Source organism: Xanthomonas hortorum (genome assembly GCF_011305375.1).
In the GTDB taxonomy this organism is placed as follows: domain Bacteria; phylum Pseudomonadota; class Gammaproteobacteria; order Xanthomonadales; family Xanthomonadaceae; genus Xanthomonas; species Xanthomonas hortorum_E.
This window is the reverse complement of the sequence record NZ_VCME01000009.1, coordinates 71,281-87,186: the sequence shown is the minus strand read 5'-3', so window position 1 is coordinate 87,186 and position 15,906 is coordinate 71,281. Positions and strand designations below refer to the sequence as shown.

Annotated in this window: 18 protein-coding genes; 5 read left to right on the top strand and 13 right to left on the bottom strand. The window is 64.2% G+C overall.

Annotation, left to right across the window (positions count from 1 at the left end):
• Positions 1-52 precede the first annotated feature (52 nt).
• Together FFY45_RS10370 and FFY45_RS10365 are read right to left on the bottom strand one after the other, a co-directional pair.
• Positions 53-1,468, bottom strand: a complete 1,416-nt coding sequence (locus FFY45_RS10370; RefSeq protein ID WP_176340371.1) for an amino acid permease — start codon at positions 1,466-1,468, stop codon at positions 53-55.
• Between the two features lie 334 nt (positions 1,469-1,802).
• Positions 1,803-2,426: a glutathione S-transferase family protein gene (locus tag FFY45_RS10365; RefSeq protein WP_176340370.1), complete on the bottom strand. Its 624-nt coding sequence runs from the start codon at positions 2,424-2,426 to the stop codon at positions 1,803-1,805.
• 359 nt (positions 2,427-2,785) lie between these two features.
• Here FFY45_RS10365 and FFY45_RS10360 point away from each other — a divergent pair, with 359 nt between their 5' ends.
• From FFY45_RS10360 to FFY45_RS10345, 4 genes are all read left to right on the top strand, one after another.
• Entirely contained in the window at positions 2,786-4,372 is a 1,587-nt protein-coding gene (locus FFY45_RS10360) for a DNA recombination protein RmuC (protein WP_176340369.1), read from the top strand.
• Between the two features lie 239 nt (positions 4,373-4,611).
• A complete protein-coding gene (locus FFY45_RS10355) occupies positions 4,612-4,992 on the top strand; it encodes a hypothetical protein (RefSeq protein WP_176340368.1) in 381 nt (126 codons plus the stop codon).
• A gap of 154 nt (positions 4,993-5,146) precedes the next feature.
• Entirely contained in the window at positions 5,147-5,695 is a 549-nt protein-coding gene (locus FFY45_RS10350) for a glutathione peroxidase (RefSeq protein WP_176340367.1), read from the top strand.
• A gap of 113 nt (positions 5,696-5,808) precedes the next feature.
• Positions 5,809-6,228 (top strand): lysozyme inhibitor LprI family protein, encoded by a 420-nt coding sequence (locus FFY45_RS10345; RefSeq protein WP_159087149.1) that lies wholly within the window; start codon positions 5,809-5,811, stop codon positions 6,226-6,228.
• A 186-nt stretch (positions 6,229-6,414) separates the two neighbouring features.
• Here the strand turns inward: FFY45_RS10345 and FFY45_RS10340 are convergent, their stop codons facing one another.
• The 8 genes from FFY45_RS10340 to FFY45_RS10305 all read right to left on the bottom strand — a co-directional run bounded on the left by FFY45_RS10340 (position 6,415) and on the right by FFY45_RS10305 (position 13,659).
• Positions 6,415-8,028, bottom strand: coding sequence for a GMC family oxidoreductase (locus FFY45_RS10340; RefSeq protein WP_176340366.1), 1,614 nt, complete (start codon positions 8,026-8,028; stop codon positions 6,415-6,417).
• A gap of 254 nt (positions 8,029-8,282) precedes the next feature.
• Positions 8,283-9,236, bottom strand: a complete 954-nt coding sequence (locus FFY45_RS10335) for an AraC family transcriptional regulator (RefSeq protein WP_176340365.1) — start codon at positions 9,234-9,236, stop codon at positions 8,283-8,285.
• A gap of 302 nt (positions 9,237-9,538) precedes the next feature.
• Positions 9,539-10,600 (bottom strand): MlaA family lipoprotein, encoded by a 1,062-nt coding sequence (locus FFY45_RS10330; protein WP_176340364.1) that lies wholly within the window; start codon positions 10,598-10,600, stop codon positions 9,539-9,541.
• Between the two features lie 10 nt (positions 10,601-10,610).
• Positions 10,611-10,904, bottom strand: coding sequence for an STAS domain-containing protein (locus FFY45_RS10325; RefSeq protein ID WP_170118607.1), 294 nt, complete (start codon positions 10,902-10,904; stop codon positions 10,611-10,613).
• Positions 10,894-11,556 (bottom strand): MlaC/ttg2D family ABC transporter substrate-binding protein, encoded by a 663-nt coding sequence (locus FFY45_RS10320; RefSeq protein ID WP_006451567.1) that lies wholly within the window; start codon positions 11,554-11,556, stop codon positions 10,894-10,896. Before FFY45_RS10320 ends, FFY45_RS10325 begins: the two co-directional genes overlap by 11 nt.
• Positions 11,553-12,104: an outer membrane lipid asymmetry maintenance protein MlaD gene (mlaD, locus tag FFY45_RS10315; protein WP_023905821.1), complete on the bottom strand. Its 552-nt coding sequence runs from the start codon at positions 12,102-12,104 to the stop codon at positions 11,553-11,555. Before mlaD ends, FFY45_RS10320 begins: the two co-directional genes overlap by 4 nt.
• A gap of 11 nt (positions 12,105-12,115) precedes the next feature.
• Complete coding sequence (locus FFY45_RS10310) at positions 12,116-12,865, bottom strand: MlaE family lipid ABC transporter permease subunit (RefSeq protein WP_006451569.1); 750 nt, start codon at positions 12,863-12,865, stop codon at positions 12,116-12,118.
• Positions 12,865-13,659: an ABC transporter ATP-binding protein gene (locus FFY45_RS10305; RefSeq protein ID WP_176340363.1), complete on the bottom strand. Its 795-nt coding sequence runs from the start codon at positions 13,657-13,659 to the stop codon at positions 12,865-12,867. Before FFY45_RS10305 ends, FFY45_RS10310 begins: the two co-directional genes overlap by 1 nt.
• 235 nt (positions 13,660-13,894) lie before the next feature.
• Here FFY45_RS10305 and FFY45_RS10300 point away from each other — a divergent pair, with 235 nt between their 5' ends.
• Positions 13,895-14,182 (top strand): DUF6916 family protein, encoded by a 288-nt coding sequence (locus FFY45_RS10300; RefSeq protein WP_115041099.1) that lies wholly within the window; start codon positions 13,895-13,897, stop codon positions 14,180-14,182.
• Here the strand turns inward: FFY45_RS10300 and FFY45_RS10295 are convergent.
• From FFY45_RS10295 to FFY45_RS10285, 3 genes are read right to left on the bottom strand one after another with little or no spacing between them, the layout of a single operon-like run.
• The gene (locus FFY45_RS10295) at positions 14,175-14,741 is read right to left on the bottom strand and encodes a GNAT family N-acetyltransferase (RefSeq protein ID WP_176340362.1); all 567 of its coding nucleotides are present in this window, start codon (positions 14,739-14,741) and stop codon (positions 14,175-14,177) included. The two genes, FFY45_RS10300 and FFY45_RS10295, sit on opposite strands and share 8 nt — an antisense overlap.
• 4 nt (positions 14,742-14,745) lie before the next feature.
• Complete coding sequence (locus tag FFY45_RS10290) at positions 14,746-15,285, bottom strand: phage tail protein (RefSeq protein ID WP_176340361.1); 540 nt, start codon at positions 15,283-15,285, stop codon at positions 14,746-14,748.
• 60 nt (positions 15,286-15,345) lie between these two features.
• The gene (locus FFY45_RS10285) at positions 15,346-15,873 is read right to left on the bottom strand and encodes a phage tail protein (protein ID WP_023905816.1); all 528 of its coding nucleotides are present in this window, start codon (positions 15,871-15,873) and stop codon (positions 15,346-15,348) included.
• Positions 15,874-15,906: the final 33 nt, after the last annotated feature.

The following is a 15,906-nucleotide window of genomic DNA, read 5'->3' as shown; positions in this document are numbered from 1 at the left end:
CGCCCGGACCCTCATCCGCCCTACGGGCACCTTCTCCCGGTGGGAGAAGGGACTAACCAACCTTCCCCAAGCGACTATTCCGCCTTCCGTACGCCACATACACCACCACACCCAGTACGTTCCAGACCAGGAACCACAGCTGCGTCGTACTCGGCAGACTCCAGAACAGATACAGACAGCCCAGGATCGCCACCGGCCCCACCACCCACGCCACCGGCGTGCGGAACGCCCGCGCCCGCGTCGGCTCGCGTACGCGCAGCACCAGCAGACACGCCGCCACCGCGGTAAACGCCGCCAGCGTGCCGGCATTGGCCAGCGCGGCAATTTCATCCAACCGCGCCACACCCGCCAACGCCGCCACCAGCACCGCGGTAAACAACGTCGTCGCCACCGGCGTCCCAGTGCGCGCGCTGACCTTGGACAAGCCACGCGGCAGCAGGCCATCGCGCGACATCACAAAGAAGATGCGGCTCTGCCCGTACAGAAACGCCAGCAGCACCGTGGGCAGCGCGATGATCGCCACCGCACCGATCACCAACGCCGCCTTGCCGTGGCCAAGCTCGCGCAGGATCAACGCCAACGGCTCCGGGCTCTTGCCGAACACGGTGAAGCTCATCGCACCCACCGCCGACAACGCCACCAGCACATAGATCAGCGTGCAGCCAATCATCGAACCGACGATGCCGATCGACAGATCGCGCCCCGGATTCTTGGTCTCTTCGGCCGCCGTGGAAATCGCATCGAAGCCATAGAACGCGAAGAAGATGATCGCCGCCGCCGCCATCACCCCGCGCTCCACGCCGTCGGGGCCCATCGCCTTGGAGAAGCCGTAGGGCATGAACGGCTGCAGGTTGGCGCTATCGAACGCCGGCAGCGCGATCGCCACGAACACGCCCAGCGCGATGATCTTCAACACCACCAGCACTGCGTTGAGCGTGGCGCTCTCCTTGGTGCCGGCCATCAGCATGCCGGCCACCAGGAAGGTGATCACCACCGCCGGCAGGTTGACGATGCCGCCGGCGTGCGGCCCGGCCACCAATGCGTGCGGCAGCTCCACCCCCAACCATTGCAGGAAGCCGACAAAGTAGCCCGACCAGCCCACCGCCACCGTGCTCACCACCAGCGAATATTCCAGCACCAGACTCCAGCCCACCACCCAGGCGATGCTCTCGCCGAGCGCGGTGTAGCTGTAGGTGTAGGCACTGCCGGCGGCCGGCATCATGGTGGCCATCTCCGCATACGCCAGCGCCGCACAGGCGCACACGATGCCTGCGGCCACGAACGACAACAGCACCGCCGGGCCGGCCTTGTCCGCACCCACGCCGATCAGCGTATAGATGCCGGTGCCCACGATCGCGCCGATGCCGAGTGCGATCAGATGCGGCCAACTCAGGCTGCGGACCAGTTGCCGGCCAGCCTCGTGCACGGTGACCTGATCGATGGATTTGCGCCTGAGCCAAGACGACATGCGGACCTCGAAGGAACCAAAAGAATGCGCGAGTGTCGCCCAACGCGCCGCAGCAATGCTATCGGTGGTGATGTTGTTTGGAGTGGCGCGGAGCGGTTGCTACTTTTATGGACGGGGTTTGACGGCCTCTGAAAGGATTCCGTGAAGCCGTACCCTCACCCCAACCCCCCTCCCGATGGAAGAGGGGCTTTTGATTCCTTCTCCCATCGGGAGAAGGTGGCGCGCAGCGCCGGATGAGGGTACGGACAGGCGACGCAGCATCAGCTCGATCGCTGCCTGATCGCTGCGTATTCCCCACCCACAACATGATGCGATCCGGCCAGGTCCAGCACCCCTAAGCCACCCCATTACACCCATGCCGCTGAAACCCGGCGCGCATTCCGAGCTGCGCGTAATACGCGGCCACCGCAGGCAGCACCGGCCGCTCGATCGGGCTGGCAAACCAGCGCTGCGTCGATACCCCCAACACGATATCGGCCAGGCTGAAGTCTGCCCCGAGTACGAACGGACCGCCGCGCTGCAGCTGTGCGTCGAGGATGGCCATGTGCCGATTCCACTCGCGCACGCTGGCTGCAATCGCCTGCACATCGGTATGCGCCGCACTGCCACGCACCGTCGCCATGAACGCGTAACGCCAGGCGTTGTTGAGCTCGGTGGCCTGCCAATCCATCCATTGCTCCACCACGGCACGCGCGGCGGGCGCACTCGGCAGCAGATCGTCGCGTTGGCTGCGCGTCGCCAGATACCGGCAGATGGTGTTCGATTCCCACAGCACCAGATCGCCATCGCGCAGCACCGGCACCAGCGCGTTGGGATTGAGCGCGCGAAACGCCGGCGTGTCCACCGAGGCAAACCCGCTGCCATACGCGTGCAGCGTGTAGTCCAGCGCCAATTCCTCGCACAGCCACAGCACCTTGCGCACATTGATCGAGGTCGGCTTTCCGTAGAGTTCGAGCATGTGATCCTCAATAACCAATGGCGACATAGGGCGATGACGGCGGGCAATCCGCGCACCGTGTGAAGCAGACGCTGCGATTCTGCATCCATGTCTGCCAACGTACATGCCACCACGCCCGAGTGGTCGTCGCCCCTGCCGTAGCGTTGCCTCTACGGAGAGCTGCGTGGCGGCATGCATGCAGGTTGGAACCACGTCGGAGATGAGCGCTTCAACGCACTCTGCGCTGGCATGCCAAGCAACACCGGCAGTCAATCGAGGTGAAAACTGCGCACCACGGCGCAACCCGACACGCCCGTCATCCTGTGCACTGCGTCCACTCCCGACGCAGCCCCTGCGACGGTGCCCGTTACACTGCGCACATGTCATCCGAATCCCTGATCCTTCTCGGACTGCTCGTCGTAGTCCTCGTGTTGCAGCTGCTCGCGCTGCTGCGGCGTCCCTCCACCACAGGCCTGGAGCTGGCGCTGCGCGCCGAGCAACGCGACGGGCGCGGCGAACTGCGCGAGCAACTCGAAGGCCTGGCGCGGCAGCAGGACGGCCGCCTGGAAACCTTTGCGCGCAATCTCACCGAGCTCTCCACGCGTACCGACCAGCGCCTGGACCTGCTGCGCGACGCACTCGGCGAAGACGCACGCAAGGCGCGCGAAGAAAGCAGCCTTGCGCAGCAACGCACCGGCGAACTGCTCACCCTGCGGCTGACCGAATTGCGCACCCAGCTCGAAGGCTTCGGCCAGCAGCAGGAAACCCGCATCCAGGTGTTCGGCCAGCAACTGACCGAATTGATCGCACGCACCGACACCCACATGGCCACCTTGCGCGAGGCGCTGGCCGAAGACGCCCGCAAGGGCAGGCAAGAAGCCGGCGAGTCGCAGCAGCGCTTCACCGAGGCCTTGAGTCAGCGCTTGAACGAGCTCACCCAACGCAACGAGCTGCGCATCGGCGAGATGCGCGCCACGCTGGAACAGCAGCTGGCCAATCTGCAGAACGACAACGCCAGCAAGCTCGAACAGATGCGCGCCACCGTCGACGAAAAACTGCAGACCACGCTCAACACGCGCCTGGATGCCTCCTTCAAGATCGTCTCCGAACGGCTGGAACAAGTGCAGCGCGGCCTGGGCGAAATGCAGCAGCTGGCCACCGGCGTGGGCGATCTCAAACGCGTGCTCACCAACGTCAAGAACCGCGGCGGCTGGGGCGAAGTGCAGCTGGAGAACATCCTCGAACAGACGCTTACCGCCGAGCAGTATGCGCGCAGCGTGCGCGTGCGCCCGGACACCAGCGAAGCAGTGGATTTCGCCGTGCGCCTGCCCGGTCGTGGGCACGAAGACACCCCGGTGTGGCTGCCGATCGATTCCAAATTCCCGCGCGAAGATTACGAGCGCCTGCTCGACGCGCAGGAAGCCGGCGACATCGAGCAGATCCGCCTGCTCGGCAATCAGCTGGAACGCGCGATCCGCATCCAGGCCAAATCGATCAGCGACAAATACATCTGCCCGCCGCACACCACCGATTTCGCCGTGATGTTCCTGCCCACCGAAGGCCTGTACGCCGAAACCATCCGCCGCCCCGGCCTGGTCGATGTGTTGCAGCGCGAACACCGCGTGGTGATCGCCGGCCCCACCACGTTCACCGCGTTGCTCAACAGTCTGCAGATGGGCTTTCGCACCCTGGCCATCGAAAAGCGCTCCAGCGAAGTGTGGGGCCTGCTGGGCGCGGTCAAGAGCGAGTTCGGCAAGTTCGCCGGCATCCTGGAAAAGGCCGAACGCCAGATCAACACCGTCGGCAAGACCCTGGGCGATGCCGGCCGCAAGACCCGCACCATCGAACGGCGCCTGCGCGGCGTGGAAACGCTGTCCAACGAGCACTCGCAGGCGCTGCTGGACGATGCCGGTAGCGACGACGCCGTCAGCAGCAGCGAAGACGACGCAGGCGACGAACAGGAGTGATCCGGCCGCATGCCGCGACACGGCGCTGCCATTCCGGCAGGCCAGCGGCACCACAGGAGAGGACAACGTAGGAGCGCACCCGGGCGCGACGAGGCGTTACCGATAACGCCTCATCGCGGCCAGGGCCGCTCCTACAGCGGCAGGCGTGCAACATGGCATTCCTGCGCCCAACGCCAAGCACACCACGCAGACATCGCCACCGCGATGCTTGCACGCACCTTGTTCAAGAAGAGAGTGCCATGTCGCGTCGATGGATCTATGCAGGGGTCTGCGCCCTGCTGCTGACCGCATGCAGCAATACTCCGGCTGCCAAGCCGGGCGCTGCAGCGAGCGCCCAACAACCACCGCGCGCAGTCTCTGCTGATGCTGCCGAATGCACCGCAAAAGGTGGGCAACTACGCCCGGTCGGTCGCATGCAGACGGTGCGTTGCGTGGTGCCATACGCCGATGCCGGCAAGACCTGCACTGACAACTCCGACTGCAGTGGCGATTGCCTCGCCACCAGCATCGTGCCCGCCGGCACCGCCACCTCGGGTACCTGCCAGCGCGACAGCGACCGCTTCGGTTGCCGCCAGGAAGTGGTCGGCGGCATGGGCCAGGCCGCGTTGTGTATCGATTGATGTCATCGCATGTGATGTAAGCGGTTGCACTGGCCGATCAGCTGATCGGCCAGTGCGCGCGGCGATAGCCAACTGCAAGCAGCGTCAGACACCGGCATCGCTCGCTCCACTCCAGCGGTTTATGCTCTCGGCTCTACTTGCCCAGGACATACCGATGAGCCAGACGCTTTACGACATCCCCGTGGCCCGTATCGACGGTGAGCCCGCCACGCTGGCCGACTATCGCGGCAAGGTGCTGCTGGTGGTCAACGTCGCCTCCAAGTGCGGGCTGACCCCGCAGTACGAAGGCCTGGAAGCGCTGTATCGCGACAAGCAGGCGGCGGGTCTGGAGGTGCTGGGTTTTCCAGCCAACGACTTCAAGGGCCAGGAGCCCGGCAGCGAGGCGGAGATCGCTCAGTTCTGCCAGCTTACCTATGACGTGACCTTTCCGATGTTCTCCAAGATCGCGGTCACCGGCACCGACACCCACCCGCTGTATCAGCAGCTGACCAGCGCACGTCCACACGCCACCGGCGACGGCCCGATGCGCGAAAAACTGGCCGGCTATGGCATCGAACCCAACCCAGCACCCGGCGTGCTGTGGAACTTCGAAAAATTCCTGATCGCCCGCGATGGCCAGGTCATCGCCCGCTTCGCCCCCGATGTCCCCGCAGACGACGCACGCCTGCGGCAGGCAATCGATGCAGCATTAGCGACTGCTTGAGCCCCTCTCCCCCCCGGGAGAGGGGTTGGGGTGAGGGTAAGGCGGAGGCGGAACACAGATGCAGCAAGCAAGCCCAATCATCGCGCTAGAACAGACTCCAGTGGCCTATGTCGATGCGTTACATCCTTGTCATCCTGACGCTCCTCGGCTGCCCGGCATTGCAGGCAGCACCCCGATGCTTCAACCCAGCCACAACAGCGGAAAGCAACGCATGCTGGAATGACGAAGTCGGCCTATCGCAGGATCGTCTGACTGACTATCTGACCGCCGCACGTGAAAGGGCGATGATGGTCTTGAATGTTCCAGCCGACGCGTTCGACAACGCACAAGCGGCTTGGACGAGGTACAAAGATCTCCAATGCGGCAACGTACGCAAGCAGTGGGGCAATGCGACGGTTGGGCCGGCAAAAGCCGCAAGCTGCATCGTCGACCTCAACGATCAGCGGTCGCACGATCTATGGAAACACTATCTCACCTATGTCGACCGCACGCCGTCGATCAGGCCCGAACCTGCGTTGCGTTCTGGCAAATGACATTGCAGCTACGCGATGGCGTATCTGCCACGCTGATCGACTGGTCACGCAGCTGTACGCTCAAAAGAACGGCGACCTAATAGATCGCCGTTCTTGCTCGAGTGATCGAAGCGTTGCACACACGGCGCGATGCGTCGATCAACAGATCAACAGATCAACAGATCAACAGATCAACAGGTCAACAGGTCAACAGGTCAACAGGTTGCCCAGGCGTTCGCCGATGATCACGCACGGCGCCATGGTATTGCCGGTCGTCACTCGCGGCATGATGGAGGCATCTGCGATTCGCAACCCGTCGATGCCATAGACCCGCAGCTGCGCGTCCACCACCGACATCGCATCGCGGCCCATCTTCGCCGTGCACGACTGATGCCACACGGTGGAGGCGGTATTGCGCACGAAGTTTTCGAGCCCCTTCCCGTGCAGGGCACCCGGCATGACCTCACGCTTCACGAAGGGACGCATGGATGCGCTGTTGCCGATGTCGCGACAGATCTCCACACCGCGAACCAGCGCCTGCACGTCTTCCGGTGCCGACAATGCGCCGGTATCGATCTTCAGCGGGTCCATCGGGTCGGATCCGCTCAAGGTGATCGATCCACGGCTCTTGGGGCGCACCAGCCCCGGCAGCAATGACCATGCAGCAGCAGGCGGGTTGAACATCGCCTGCGCCTCGGCACTGGCGATCGGGATTTCCGCAAGGAATGTCTGCAGATCCGGCGTGTCCATGTCTGGATGACTCTTGCAGAAAAAGGTCGATTCGCCGGCATTGTTGCGCGGCGCATACGCTTGCTCATATTCCCAGATGCACCCCGACACCATCATGTGGTCCTGATAATTCTGGCCGACGCCGGGCAAGTCCTGCACCACCTCGATCCCGTGTTCGAGCAAATGACCGGCCTCGCCAATACCCGAATGCATCAGGATCTTTGGGGTGTGGAGCGCACCAGCCGAAAGCACGACTTCCTGCCTGGCTTTGATGCGACCAACCTTGCCTGCATGAAGCACTTCAACACCGACGGCACGCTTGCCTTCCAGCACCACACGCAAGACGTGGGCATGGGTCAGCACCGTCAAGTTCGGCTGTGCCATGAGTGGATAGACGTAGCGTCTGAAGATCGAGCGGCGGTGCCCGTTTTCGATGCAGACATTGGCGATGGCGGCACCGCTGCCGGCTTCCATCAAGGCACCGTTCTGGTCGTCGAAGGTCGGTATCCCCAAGTGCGCTGCGGCAGACAACATGGCGGGCGCCACCGGATTCGGGTCGGGCGCCGGTTGCACCAGCACCAGGCCGCCGGTACCCCGGCGCTCGGCATCCGGCTCGCCGCGCCAGTCTTCGATACGCCGGTAGGTCGCCAGCGTCGCCTCATAATTCCAGGCCGCATCACCCGACTCGCTGGCAAAGTAATCCCAATCACTGCGGTGCCCGCGTGCCCAGACCATAACGTTGATCGACGAACCGCCGCCGAGCACCTTGCCCATGGAAAGCGGGATCGCACGGTCATTCAAATGCGGATTGGGTTGCGCCTGAAATTGCCAGTCACGCTCGCTGCCCAGATTGGTAAACCAGACCGAAGCGTCGCTGACGCTGGCCACATCGTCGCTGCCGCCCGCCTCCAGCAGCAATACGGTGATGTCAGGGTTTTGCGCCAGGCGGCGTGCAACAACCGAGCCCGACGTGCCCGAGCCACAGATAATGTAATCGTACTCGGCGGCCAGATTGTTTCTTAGGTGACGTTGATTATCGTCGACCCGCCGAGCAAACTCGGCGGTATAGAGTTCAGTGCGGTGCGCTTGCATGCAGAAATCCTTGAAACGTGTGCGGGCAGCATCGCCAAGCGCCAGGCGCGACGATACGTGCCGATAAGTCGGCGATGAAAAGAGTAAGGAATGGGCGCAATCCGATTGCGCGCTCCGGGCATGAATCAGTTGTTCAACAACGGATCGATTCTATGCCGCGTACCGTCGGATTCTTTTATCTGCAAGGCGCGTGGTACATGTCCGCAAGGCGCGTTCTGAAACGAGGCGAACGCATCTGTTCAAAGCATGCCTGCTCAACGCAGGCGGGGGACCTGCACATGTGAAGGAGACATGGCATAGCAGGCCCGAAACGCACGGCTGAAATGTGCGGCAGTGGCAAACCCGCAACGCCAGGCGATTTCCTGGACGCTTGCGGCCTGCCCATTCCCCTCGCTCAACAGGCGGTGCGCGTGCTGCAGGCGCACCTGCCAGACATACCGCATCACACCGCTGTCTTCGGCCCGGAACAGGCGCTGCAAATGTTTGACCGATACGTGCGCCGCTGCGGCAACTGCGGCGCTATCGAGCTGCTGATCGCCCAGATGCTGATGAATGTAGCGCTTTGCACGAAACACCACCGCCGCGCTACTGCGCTGCTTCACCGTCTCGGTGGGGGTGGCAAGTATCGCGTCCACCAGATTGAGCAACTGCTGCTCCATCAGATACCGCATGTGCGTGCTTGGCGAAACGTGCTGCGCGGCGATGCAATGAATCAGATCACGCGTGGCACGCATGTCCGCCGACTCCATATCCGGCACCAGCAAACCGTTCAACGTGTGGCGCAGGCCACGATCGCGTAAACCCGACTTTGGAATCCGCAACACCGTCATTTGGCTGCGTAAGGCAAAGGACTCGCTGAACGCACCACTCGGATCGAGCATGAACATGCTGCCGGCCGCAAAGCGCTGCTGCACGCCGGCCATTTCAATATCGACTTCACCGCCGGTCATGAGTTTCAGATACAGCCATTCCCCCTGCCACGCGGCCTGCTTTTCGCCAGCCGGTGCCAGGGCCATGGCGCTCAGGTCTGCCAGGGTCAACACCACATTACCAAGATTCCAGTGTTGCGCCGTGGAATGTAGCGACTTCGATGCGTCGAACGCACAATACAAACCATGCCGCTCAAGCATGACCTCGGACCAGGCCGCTCGCGCATCGGCACTCGGTTCGAATCGGATGAGTTGTTGGTCCAAAGCGGTGACGGCCATGAAGACGTATCTCGGTGACGGCCTCGACATGCCGAGATACCGGAGGTGAGCCGACCAGGCGAGGCCACAAGGTTCCTGCGCTCAAGCCGCGTCACCCTACGCTGTTTCCCGATCAATTACCGACTGCGTGCTGCGGCCCTGGTAATGGCCCAGGTTGGGGTCGGTATTGAAGGCGGTAGAGGGTGCTTTTGAAATGCTCGGTAGTTTCGCCAAGGCTGTCGCACTCAGAGCCGCTCTAAAAACAAAAAGCCCGGGATCGCTCCCGGGCTTCTGCATCAACACCATACCGCCAACTCAACCGCTCAGCGAATCCATTGCGGAATCGGCATCGCATCCACCGGCACCGTGCTGTCCTTGTCGTCGCGCAGATAGTCGGGCAGCTCGGTGTTCTTTTCGCGATGGCTGCGCAGATCGCGCACGATCTGGTAATTGCGGCGTTGCATCCAGGCATCGCGGGTCAGGGCGTACTCGTCCGGTGCCTGGTCGCGCAGCGAATCCAGCGACATCAGCTGCGAACGCGTATCCACCAGCTGCAAGCCCTGCAGGGCAAAGCGCGCACCGCCATCGTCGACCTGGCGCACCCACGACAGTGGAATATCACCACCCAGGCCAACGGTGTCGCGCACGGTGCGTGGGCCAAACAGCGGCAGCTCGAAGTAACGCGAGTTACGCCAGCCCCAGGCACCCAGGGTCTGACCGAAGTCTTCGCTGCGGCGCGGAATGCCGGCTGCGGAGGCCGGGTCGAACAGACCGGCCACGCCCAACGTGGAGTTCATCACGAAGCGGCCCAGCGACTGCACCGCATACACTGGGTGGCCCTGCAGCAGCTGGTTGACCATGGTCAGCGGCGTGCCGAGGTTGTCGAAGAAGTTGGTCACGCCCAGGCGCGCCGGACTCGGCACCACCTTGGTGTAGGCGGTCGCCAGCGGACGCGCCACACCGCGGTCGACCGCCATGTTGAAGCGGTGCATGCCGCGGTTGTAGCGCTCCCACGGGTCGTAGGCCGGCGCGCCAGGCTGTGCCGGGGCACCGTTGCCGCCGGCTTGTGGCGTGGTGGGGCCATACAGCGCGGCGAAGTCGTCTTCAGCGGCGGTCGGCGCTCCTGAGCTGCTGCCGCCGGCATCGGCGCTGGCCTGGTCGCCAGGCGCAGCGGCAGTGACGGCAGTGGCCGGCAACGCGTCCGGTGCAGCGACTCCGGCAGCGGCCGGTTGCGCGGTCACTGCGGCATCGTCGCGGACCGGTGTTTCAGCGCTTGGCGCAATGCTGGTCGCAGCTGCGGGCGGGGCGGACTTCGGCGTCTGGCTGGCGCATGCACCAAGCAACAGGCAGGCGGCCAACAAAGAGAGGGGGCGTAACTGGGTCATGGGGTGGCGCTCACGCCTGAAAATCGAAAGTAGGGGACAAGCGATAAGCGGCGCGCAATTCGTCCAGACCGGACGCCTCACCCACCACCGTAACGGTACCAGTGCTGCGCACGCGTGCAGCCAGTTCGGCCAGCATCGCCACGCCGGCACTGTCCAGGCGTTGTACACCGGACAGGTCGAGCGTGCGAATGCCGTCCAGCTGCGCGATCGCCTGCGGCCAGGCCGCAGTGACCGCCGCCCGGTCGAGCACGCCGGTGAGTGCCAGCGTGTCGCCGTTGCGTTGCACGGAGCTGTTACTTGCCATTGGCCGGTGCCGCACCGACCTGCAGATTGCCGCTGCGCAACTCTGCAGCGACCTTGGCGATGCCCTTCTCGCGCAACGGGCCGTCGAACTGGGTCTTGAAGGTCTGCACGTAGGAGATGCCTTCGATCATCACGTCGAAGATTTTCCACTGGCCGCCGACGTTACGCATCATGTAATCGACCGGGGTCGGGTCGTTGCCGGCGCGCAGCAGGTCGGTGGAGACCTTGACGCCGCGGTTGCCCGGCAGTGCGCTCTCGGACTTGGCGCGGAAGGTCGGCTTGCCTTCGAAGTTCAGCAACGCGGTGCCGTAACGCTGCATCAGGTTGTCGGCCAGCGCATCGGCAAACAGCTTGACGTCCGCATCGGAGGCGCCACGGCCGTTCACGCCCAGCACCAGACGTGCCGAGTAGTCGCGGTCGAAGGCCTTGTTCAATTCGCCGTCGATGTACTGACGCAGCGCGGCCGGGTTGCCACGGAACTCGGCGCGGCGCTGGTCCAGCGTGCTCAGGATGCGCGTGCTGCTGTCGATGACGGTCTTGGTGGCCGCGCCCTGCGCGGGCGCGCTGGCGGCAGCCGGCTGTGCCAGCACGGTGGCCGGTGCGCACACCAGCAGGGTCGAGGCCAGGATGGCGGAGAGCAGGGTGGTTTTCATTGGTGGTGAGGTTCCGTAGAGGGAGAAGCGGGCGGGGCAGGCGGCGGGGCCTGGCCATCGGTGGCGGCCGGGGCATTGCTGCCACCACTACCGCCACCACTGAACATGTACTTGCCGACCAGCTGCAGCAGATCCACCGCGGGCTGGGTGAAGCCGATTTCTTCGCCCGGCTTGAGCGTTTCCGGGTCGCCGCCCGGCTGCAGCCCGATGTAGCTCTCGCCCAGCAGGCCGCTGGTGAAAATGCCGGCCGAGGTGTCGGCAGGCAGATCCTTGTATTTGTTGTCCAGCGACAAGGTCACCACCGAATCGAACTTGGTCGGATCCAGGCTGATGTCGGAGACCTTGCCGATGGTCACGCCGCCGATCTTTACCGGCGCCTGCGCACGCAGCTGGCCAATCTGGCTGAAGCGCGCGGTCAGCGTGTATTGGCTGGACCCGAAGCCCCAGCGCTGGTTGGTCGAGGCCACCGCCAGCACCAGCAGCGAGGCCAGGGTCAGCAGCAAAAAGGCGCCGACGGCGAATTCGAGTCGTGGTCCACGCATGGCCATAGTTATTCCACTCACCTAAACAACATTGCAGAAAGGACGAAGTTGAACATCAGCACCAGCAGCGACGCGTTCACCACCGCGCGGGTGGTGGCGATCGAGGTGCCTTCGATGGTCGGCTCGGCGTGGAAGCCCACGTAGGCGGCGACCAGTGCGGCGGTGCCGCCGAAGATTGCCGATTTGAGCATTGCCACGCCAAAGTCATCCCAGAAGTCCACGCTGTTGCTCAACCCCGACCAGAATGTGCCGTTGTCGATGCCCAACACGTGTACGGCCTCGAAGTAGCCGCCGGTGATCGCCAGCGAACAGAACACGCCGGTCAGCAACGGCACCGTCAGCACCGCCGCCCAGAAGCGCGGCGCCACGGCCTTGGCAATCGGGTCGATGGCCATCAGCTCCAGCGCCTTGATCTGGTCGGTAGCGCGCATCAGGCCGAGCTCGGCGGCGATCGAACTGCCGGCGCGGCCAATGAACAGCAGCGCGGTCAGCACCGGCGCCAGCTCGCGGTACAGCGACAGGCCGAGCAGGGTGGACAGCGCATCGGAGGCACCGTAGGTGGTCAGCGTGCGATAGCCCTGCAGGGTCAGCACCAGGCCGACGAAGGCACCGCCGACGGCGATGATCGGCAGCGAGCGCGCGCCGACCTTGTAGATCTCGCGCACCAGCTCGGCGATGAAGTCGCGCGTAGGTACCGAGCCGCGCAGCACGGTCAGCGAGAACAGCCCGGCGCGGCCGAAGGCACGGATCGATTCGACCATGGCCATCAGGCAGCACTCCGGTCACGCCGCGGCGCCGCATCGAAGGCGATCGGGCCGTCCGGCTGGCCATGCAGGAACTGCTGCACCAGCGGGTCGGTGCTGTCCTGCAATTGCGCGGGCGTGCCGGCGAACACGATGCCGCCATTGGCGATGACCACGGCCTGATCGCTGATCGGCAAGGTTTCGTGCACGTGGTGGCTGACGATGATGCTGGTCAGGCGCAGGCTGTCGTTGAGGCGCTGGATCAAGCTCATGATCACGCCCGAGGCGATCGGGTCCAGGCCGGTCAGCGGCTCGTCGTAGATCATCAGGGGCGGGTCCAGTGCCAGCGCACGCGCCAGCGCCACCCGCCGCGCCATGCCGCCGGACAGCTCGCGCGGCCAGGCATCGGCAGCGGCGAGCAGGCCGACCGCGTGCAGCTTCATCTGCACCAGGCGTTGCAGCACCGGTGCCGGCAGGCGGGTATGCGTACGCAGCGGCAGCGCGACGTTGTCGGCCACGCTCAGGTCGGTCAGCAAGCCATTGCCCTGCAGCAGCACGCCGACATTGCGGCGCATCTCCAGCAGCGCACGGTTGCCGCGCGGGATCTCTTCACCAAACAGGGTGACAGTGCCGGCGACCGGACGCAGCTCGCCGGTCAGCGCGGCCAACAAAGTGGACTTGCCGCTACCGGAGGGACCGAGCACGGCAGTGATGCTGCCGCGTGGCACGTCGAGCGAGACGTCGCGCAGGATCGTGCGACCGCCGCGATCGATGCGGACACCGGACAACTGCACGACAGGAGATGCGGACGCCGTCATCGAAGCCTTTAACAGAATTCCAACGCGATAGAGTAACCGTCACACGGCTGAACATAACCGAACCGGCGCGTGCAGTATTGTCGCATGACGCCTGTACCGCAGCAGACGGATTGCGGCCGATGTGAATGCAACAGGCCGTCTCATGCATGACCCAATGCAGCGTTCGAGCGCACAGTTGTTGTGGCAGGTATGCCCGATGTGGATGATCGGGTTCTCTGCCGACCATGAGCACAAAATGGACTTACTGACCCTGGAGCACTTCGCAGGCAGCGTCAACGAAACGTTCTCTGCCGCATTGAACGAAGGCGAGGTTCCATTCGTGCTGGTGGAGGCACGGCCGTTGCCCACCAAGCACGCAGTCCATCGCGCGCCATTCTCGCTGCTGTTCCGCAACAGTTCGGCATTCCTGTTTCCGCAGCAGATCTATCAGTTGCGCCACACGCGGCTGGGCGAGGTCGGGGTGTTTCTGGTGCCGGTGGCACGCGAGCGCGATGGCTTTCTGTATCAGGCCATCTTCAACTGAGCGGCGTGGCCGCCATCTCGGCGGGCTGCCAGTGCATCGCGAGGTGGGTACTGCTGGCGTCGCCCGCGAGAAAGCCCAGGCGCGCATAAAGCCGGCGCGCCGCAGGATTGGCATGCAAGACGTGCAACGCCACGCTACAGCCTGCGGCCCGTGCCAGGGTTTGCGCATGCACGATCAATGCGGTGCCCACGCCCTTGCCGCGCCAACCCCGTAACAGACTGATATCGACCAGCACGTGCTGCAGCGCTGCGCGCTGAAGATACAGCCGGCCGATGCGTTCGTCCGGCGTCTGTACGATCAGAAAGTCGGCGTCCGGATAGTGCTGCCGATAATGCGTGCGCTGCAGGGTGAACTGCTGATCCACAAACGCGCGCTTGGTCGTCTCCGGCCAGGGCACGTGCGCCAGTTCGTCGCTGCGGGTGTCGGCATAGAGATCCCGCAGCCAGGGCAGATCGTCGTCACGCTCAGGTCGCAACGAGATGCCGCGTGCGATCAGCGCACGCGGACGCACGACACCGGGCTGCTCGCTCGCCAGCGCAACGCAGGCATCGTGTTGCATGGCGTCAATCGAACTGTGGATAGGTGCCGGACAACGCAATGCAGAAATTCACCGCCAGATACGGTTGCTGGTTCTCGTGCGCCAAGCCGTTGCCGGTCGGCAGCAGCGCCGTGGGCGAGAACTGGGTGTCGGGTTGCGCCACTGTCACGAACGGTCGTGCCGTGCTGCTACCTAGCGCTGAAAGCGCTGCGCCGTTGGCGGGCGTGCCGCTTTTCTTGGTCGAATCCGGTTGCGTGAACGCGTTGATGCCGTGCTGGTGCGGCGGGATCTGCGTGGGCAACAGGCTCACTGTGGCCGAGCCGAAGCTATTGCCCAACTGCCGGCTGGTCAATCCCGGGCCCGGTCCCTGCTCGCAGCCGGCGCGTCCGCAGAAGTTCGGCAGTTGAAACGTGGTCGTGCCGTTACCGCCGTAGGCGATGCCGAGTAGCGAGTAAAGCGTGGTGTTCTGCTGCAGCGGCAGCGTGGCGCCGTTGCACAGCGCCCAGCCGACGGGATTGAAATCGAAGCCGAACAGCTGGATTTCGCCGATATAGGGTTCGGTCATGAACGCGGTCCTTCTGTAGAACGTGCAGGCACCGCACCGAGCGCGGCGCGGCGAATGGGCTCAGCTCTGCTGCGGGAAAATACCGGCAGTGGAGATGCAGTACTGCACCGTCAAGGTCGGCATGGTGTTCTCGTGCGGCTGGCCACCGCCGGTGATCGTGGTGGACTCGGTGGCCATCGGCGTCGCCGTGGCGCCGGTGGTGTCGGTCGCGTAGAACACGTCGCCGACAACCGTGCCAGGCAACAGCCCGGATGGCGCGGTGGCCGTCGCGGTCGCGGTTGTAGCGACCAGCGTGTGCGTGTGCGCCGGCAACTGCAGCCCGGTCAGGGTAACCGTCTCGGCGCCAGCCTTCTGGGCGATCACGTAGTTGCTCAGGCCCGGGCCCTGGCCCTGATGCAGCGGTACGCGCCCGCGCAGATCCGGTACCGCGAAGGTGCTCTGACCATCGCCGCCGTAGGTGGTGCCGATCAGCATGAACAGCACTTCGTATTCGGAGATCGATAACAGGCTGCCGTCGCAGGCCTGCCAGCCTTGCGGAGTACGGCCGAAGCCGAACATGCGGATCTCACCGATGAATGGAGTGGCCATGGTGTCCTTATCTGGTCGATGGGTGCGCTGCGC

Coding starts and splice junctions, on each gene's coding strand:
- FFY45_RS10285 (WP_023905816.1), bottom strand. CDS start 15,873: ATGGCCACTCCATTCATCGGTGAGATCCGCATGTTCGGCTTCGGCCGT.
- mlaD (WP_023905821.1), bottom strand. CDS start 12,104: ATGGCCATGCGTGGACCACGACTCGAATTCGCCGTCGGCGCCTTTTTG.
- FFY45_RS10320 (WP_006451567.1), bottom strand. CDS start 11,556: ATGAAAACCACCCTGCTCTCCGCCATCCTGGCCTCGACCCTGCTGGTG.
- FFY45_RS10350 (WP_176340367.1), top strand. CDS start 5,147: ATGAGCCAGACGCTTTACGACATCCCCGTGGCCCGTATCGACGGTGAG.
- FFY45_RS10340 (WP_176340366.1), bottom strand. CDS start 8,028: ATGCAAGCGCACCGCACTGAACTCTATACCGCCGAGTTTGCTCGGCGG.
- FFY45_RS10325 (WP_170118607.1), bottom strand. CDS start 10,904: ATGGCAAGTAACAGCTCCGTGCAACGCAACGGCGACACGCTGGCACTC.
- FFY45_RS10300 (WP_115041099.1), top strand. CDS start 13,895: ATGGACTTACTGACCCTGGAGCACTTCGCAGGCAGCGTCAACGAAACG.
- FFY45_RS10310 (WP_006451569.1), bottom strand. CDS start 12,865: ATGGCCATGGTCGAATCGATCCGTGCCTTCGGCCGCGCCGGGCTGTTC.
- FFY45_RS10360 (WP_176340369.1), top strand. CDS start 2,786: ATGTCATCCGAATCCCTGATCCTTCTCGGACTGCTCGTCGTAGTCCTC.
- FFY45_RS10370 (WP_176340371.1), bottom strand. CDS start 1,468: ATGTCGTCTTGGCTCAGGCGCAAATCCATCGATCAGGTCACCGTGCAC.
- FFY45_RS10305 (WP_176340363.1), bottom strand. CDS start 13,659: ATGACGGCGTCCGCATCTCCTGTCGTGCAGTTGTCCGGTGTCCGCATC.
- FFY45_RS10335 (WP_176340365.1), bottom strand. CDS start 9,236: ATGGCCGTCACCGCTTTGGACCAACAACTCATCCGATTCGAACCGAGT.
- FFY45_RS10295 (WP_176340362.1), bottom strand. CDS start 14,741: ATGCAACACGATGCCTGCGTTGCGCTGGCGAGCGAGCAGCCCGGTGTC.
- FFY45_RS10355 (WP_176340368.1), top strand. CDS start 4,612: ATGTCGCGTCGATGGATCTATGCAGGGGTCTGCGCCCTGCTGCTGACC.
- FFY45_RS10365 (WP_176340370.1), bottom strand. CDS start 2,426: ATGCTCGAACTCTACGGAAAGCCGACCTCGATCAATGTGCGCAAGGTG.
- FFY45_RS10290 (WP_176340361.1), bottom strand. CDS start 15,285: ATGACCGAACCCTATATCGGCGAAATCCAGCTGTTCGGCTTCGATTTC.
- FFY45_RS10330 (WP_176340364.1), bottom strand. CDS start 10,600: ATGACCCAGTTACGCCCCCTCTCTTTGTTGGCCGCCTGCCTGTTGCTT.
- FFY45_RS10345 (WP_159087149.1), top strand. CDS start 5,809: ATGCGTTACATCCTTGTCATCCTGACGCTCCTCGGCTGCCCGGCATTG.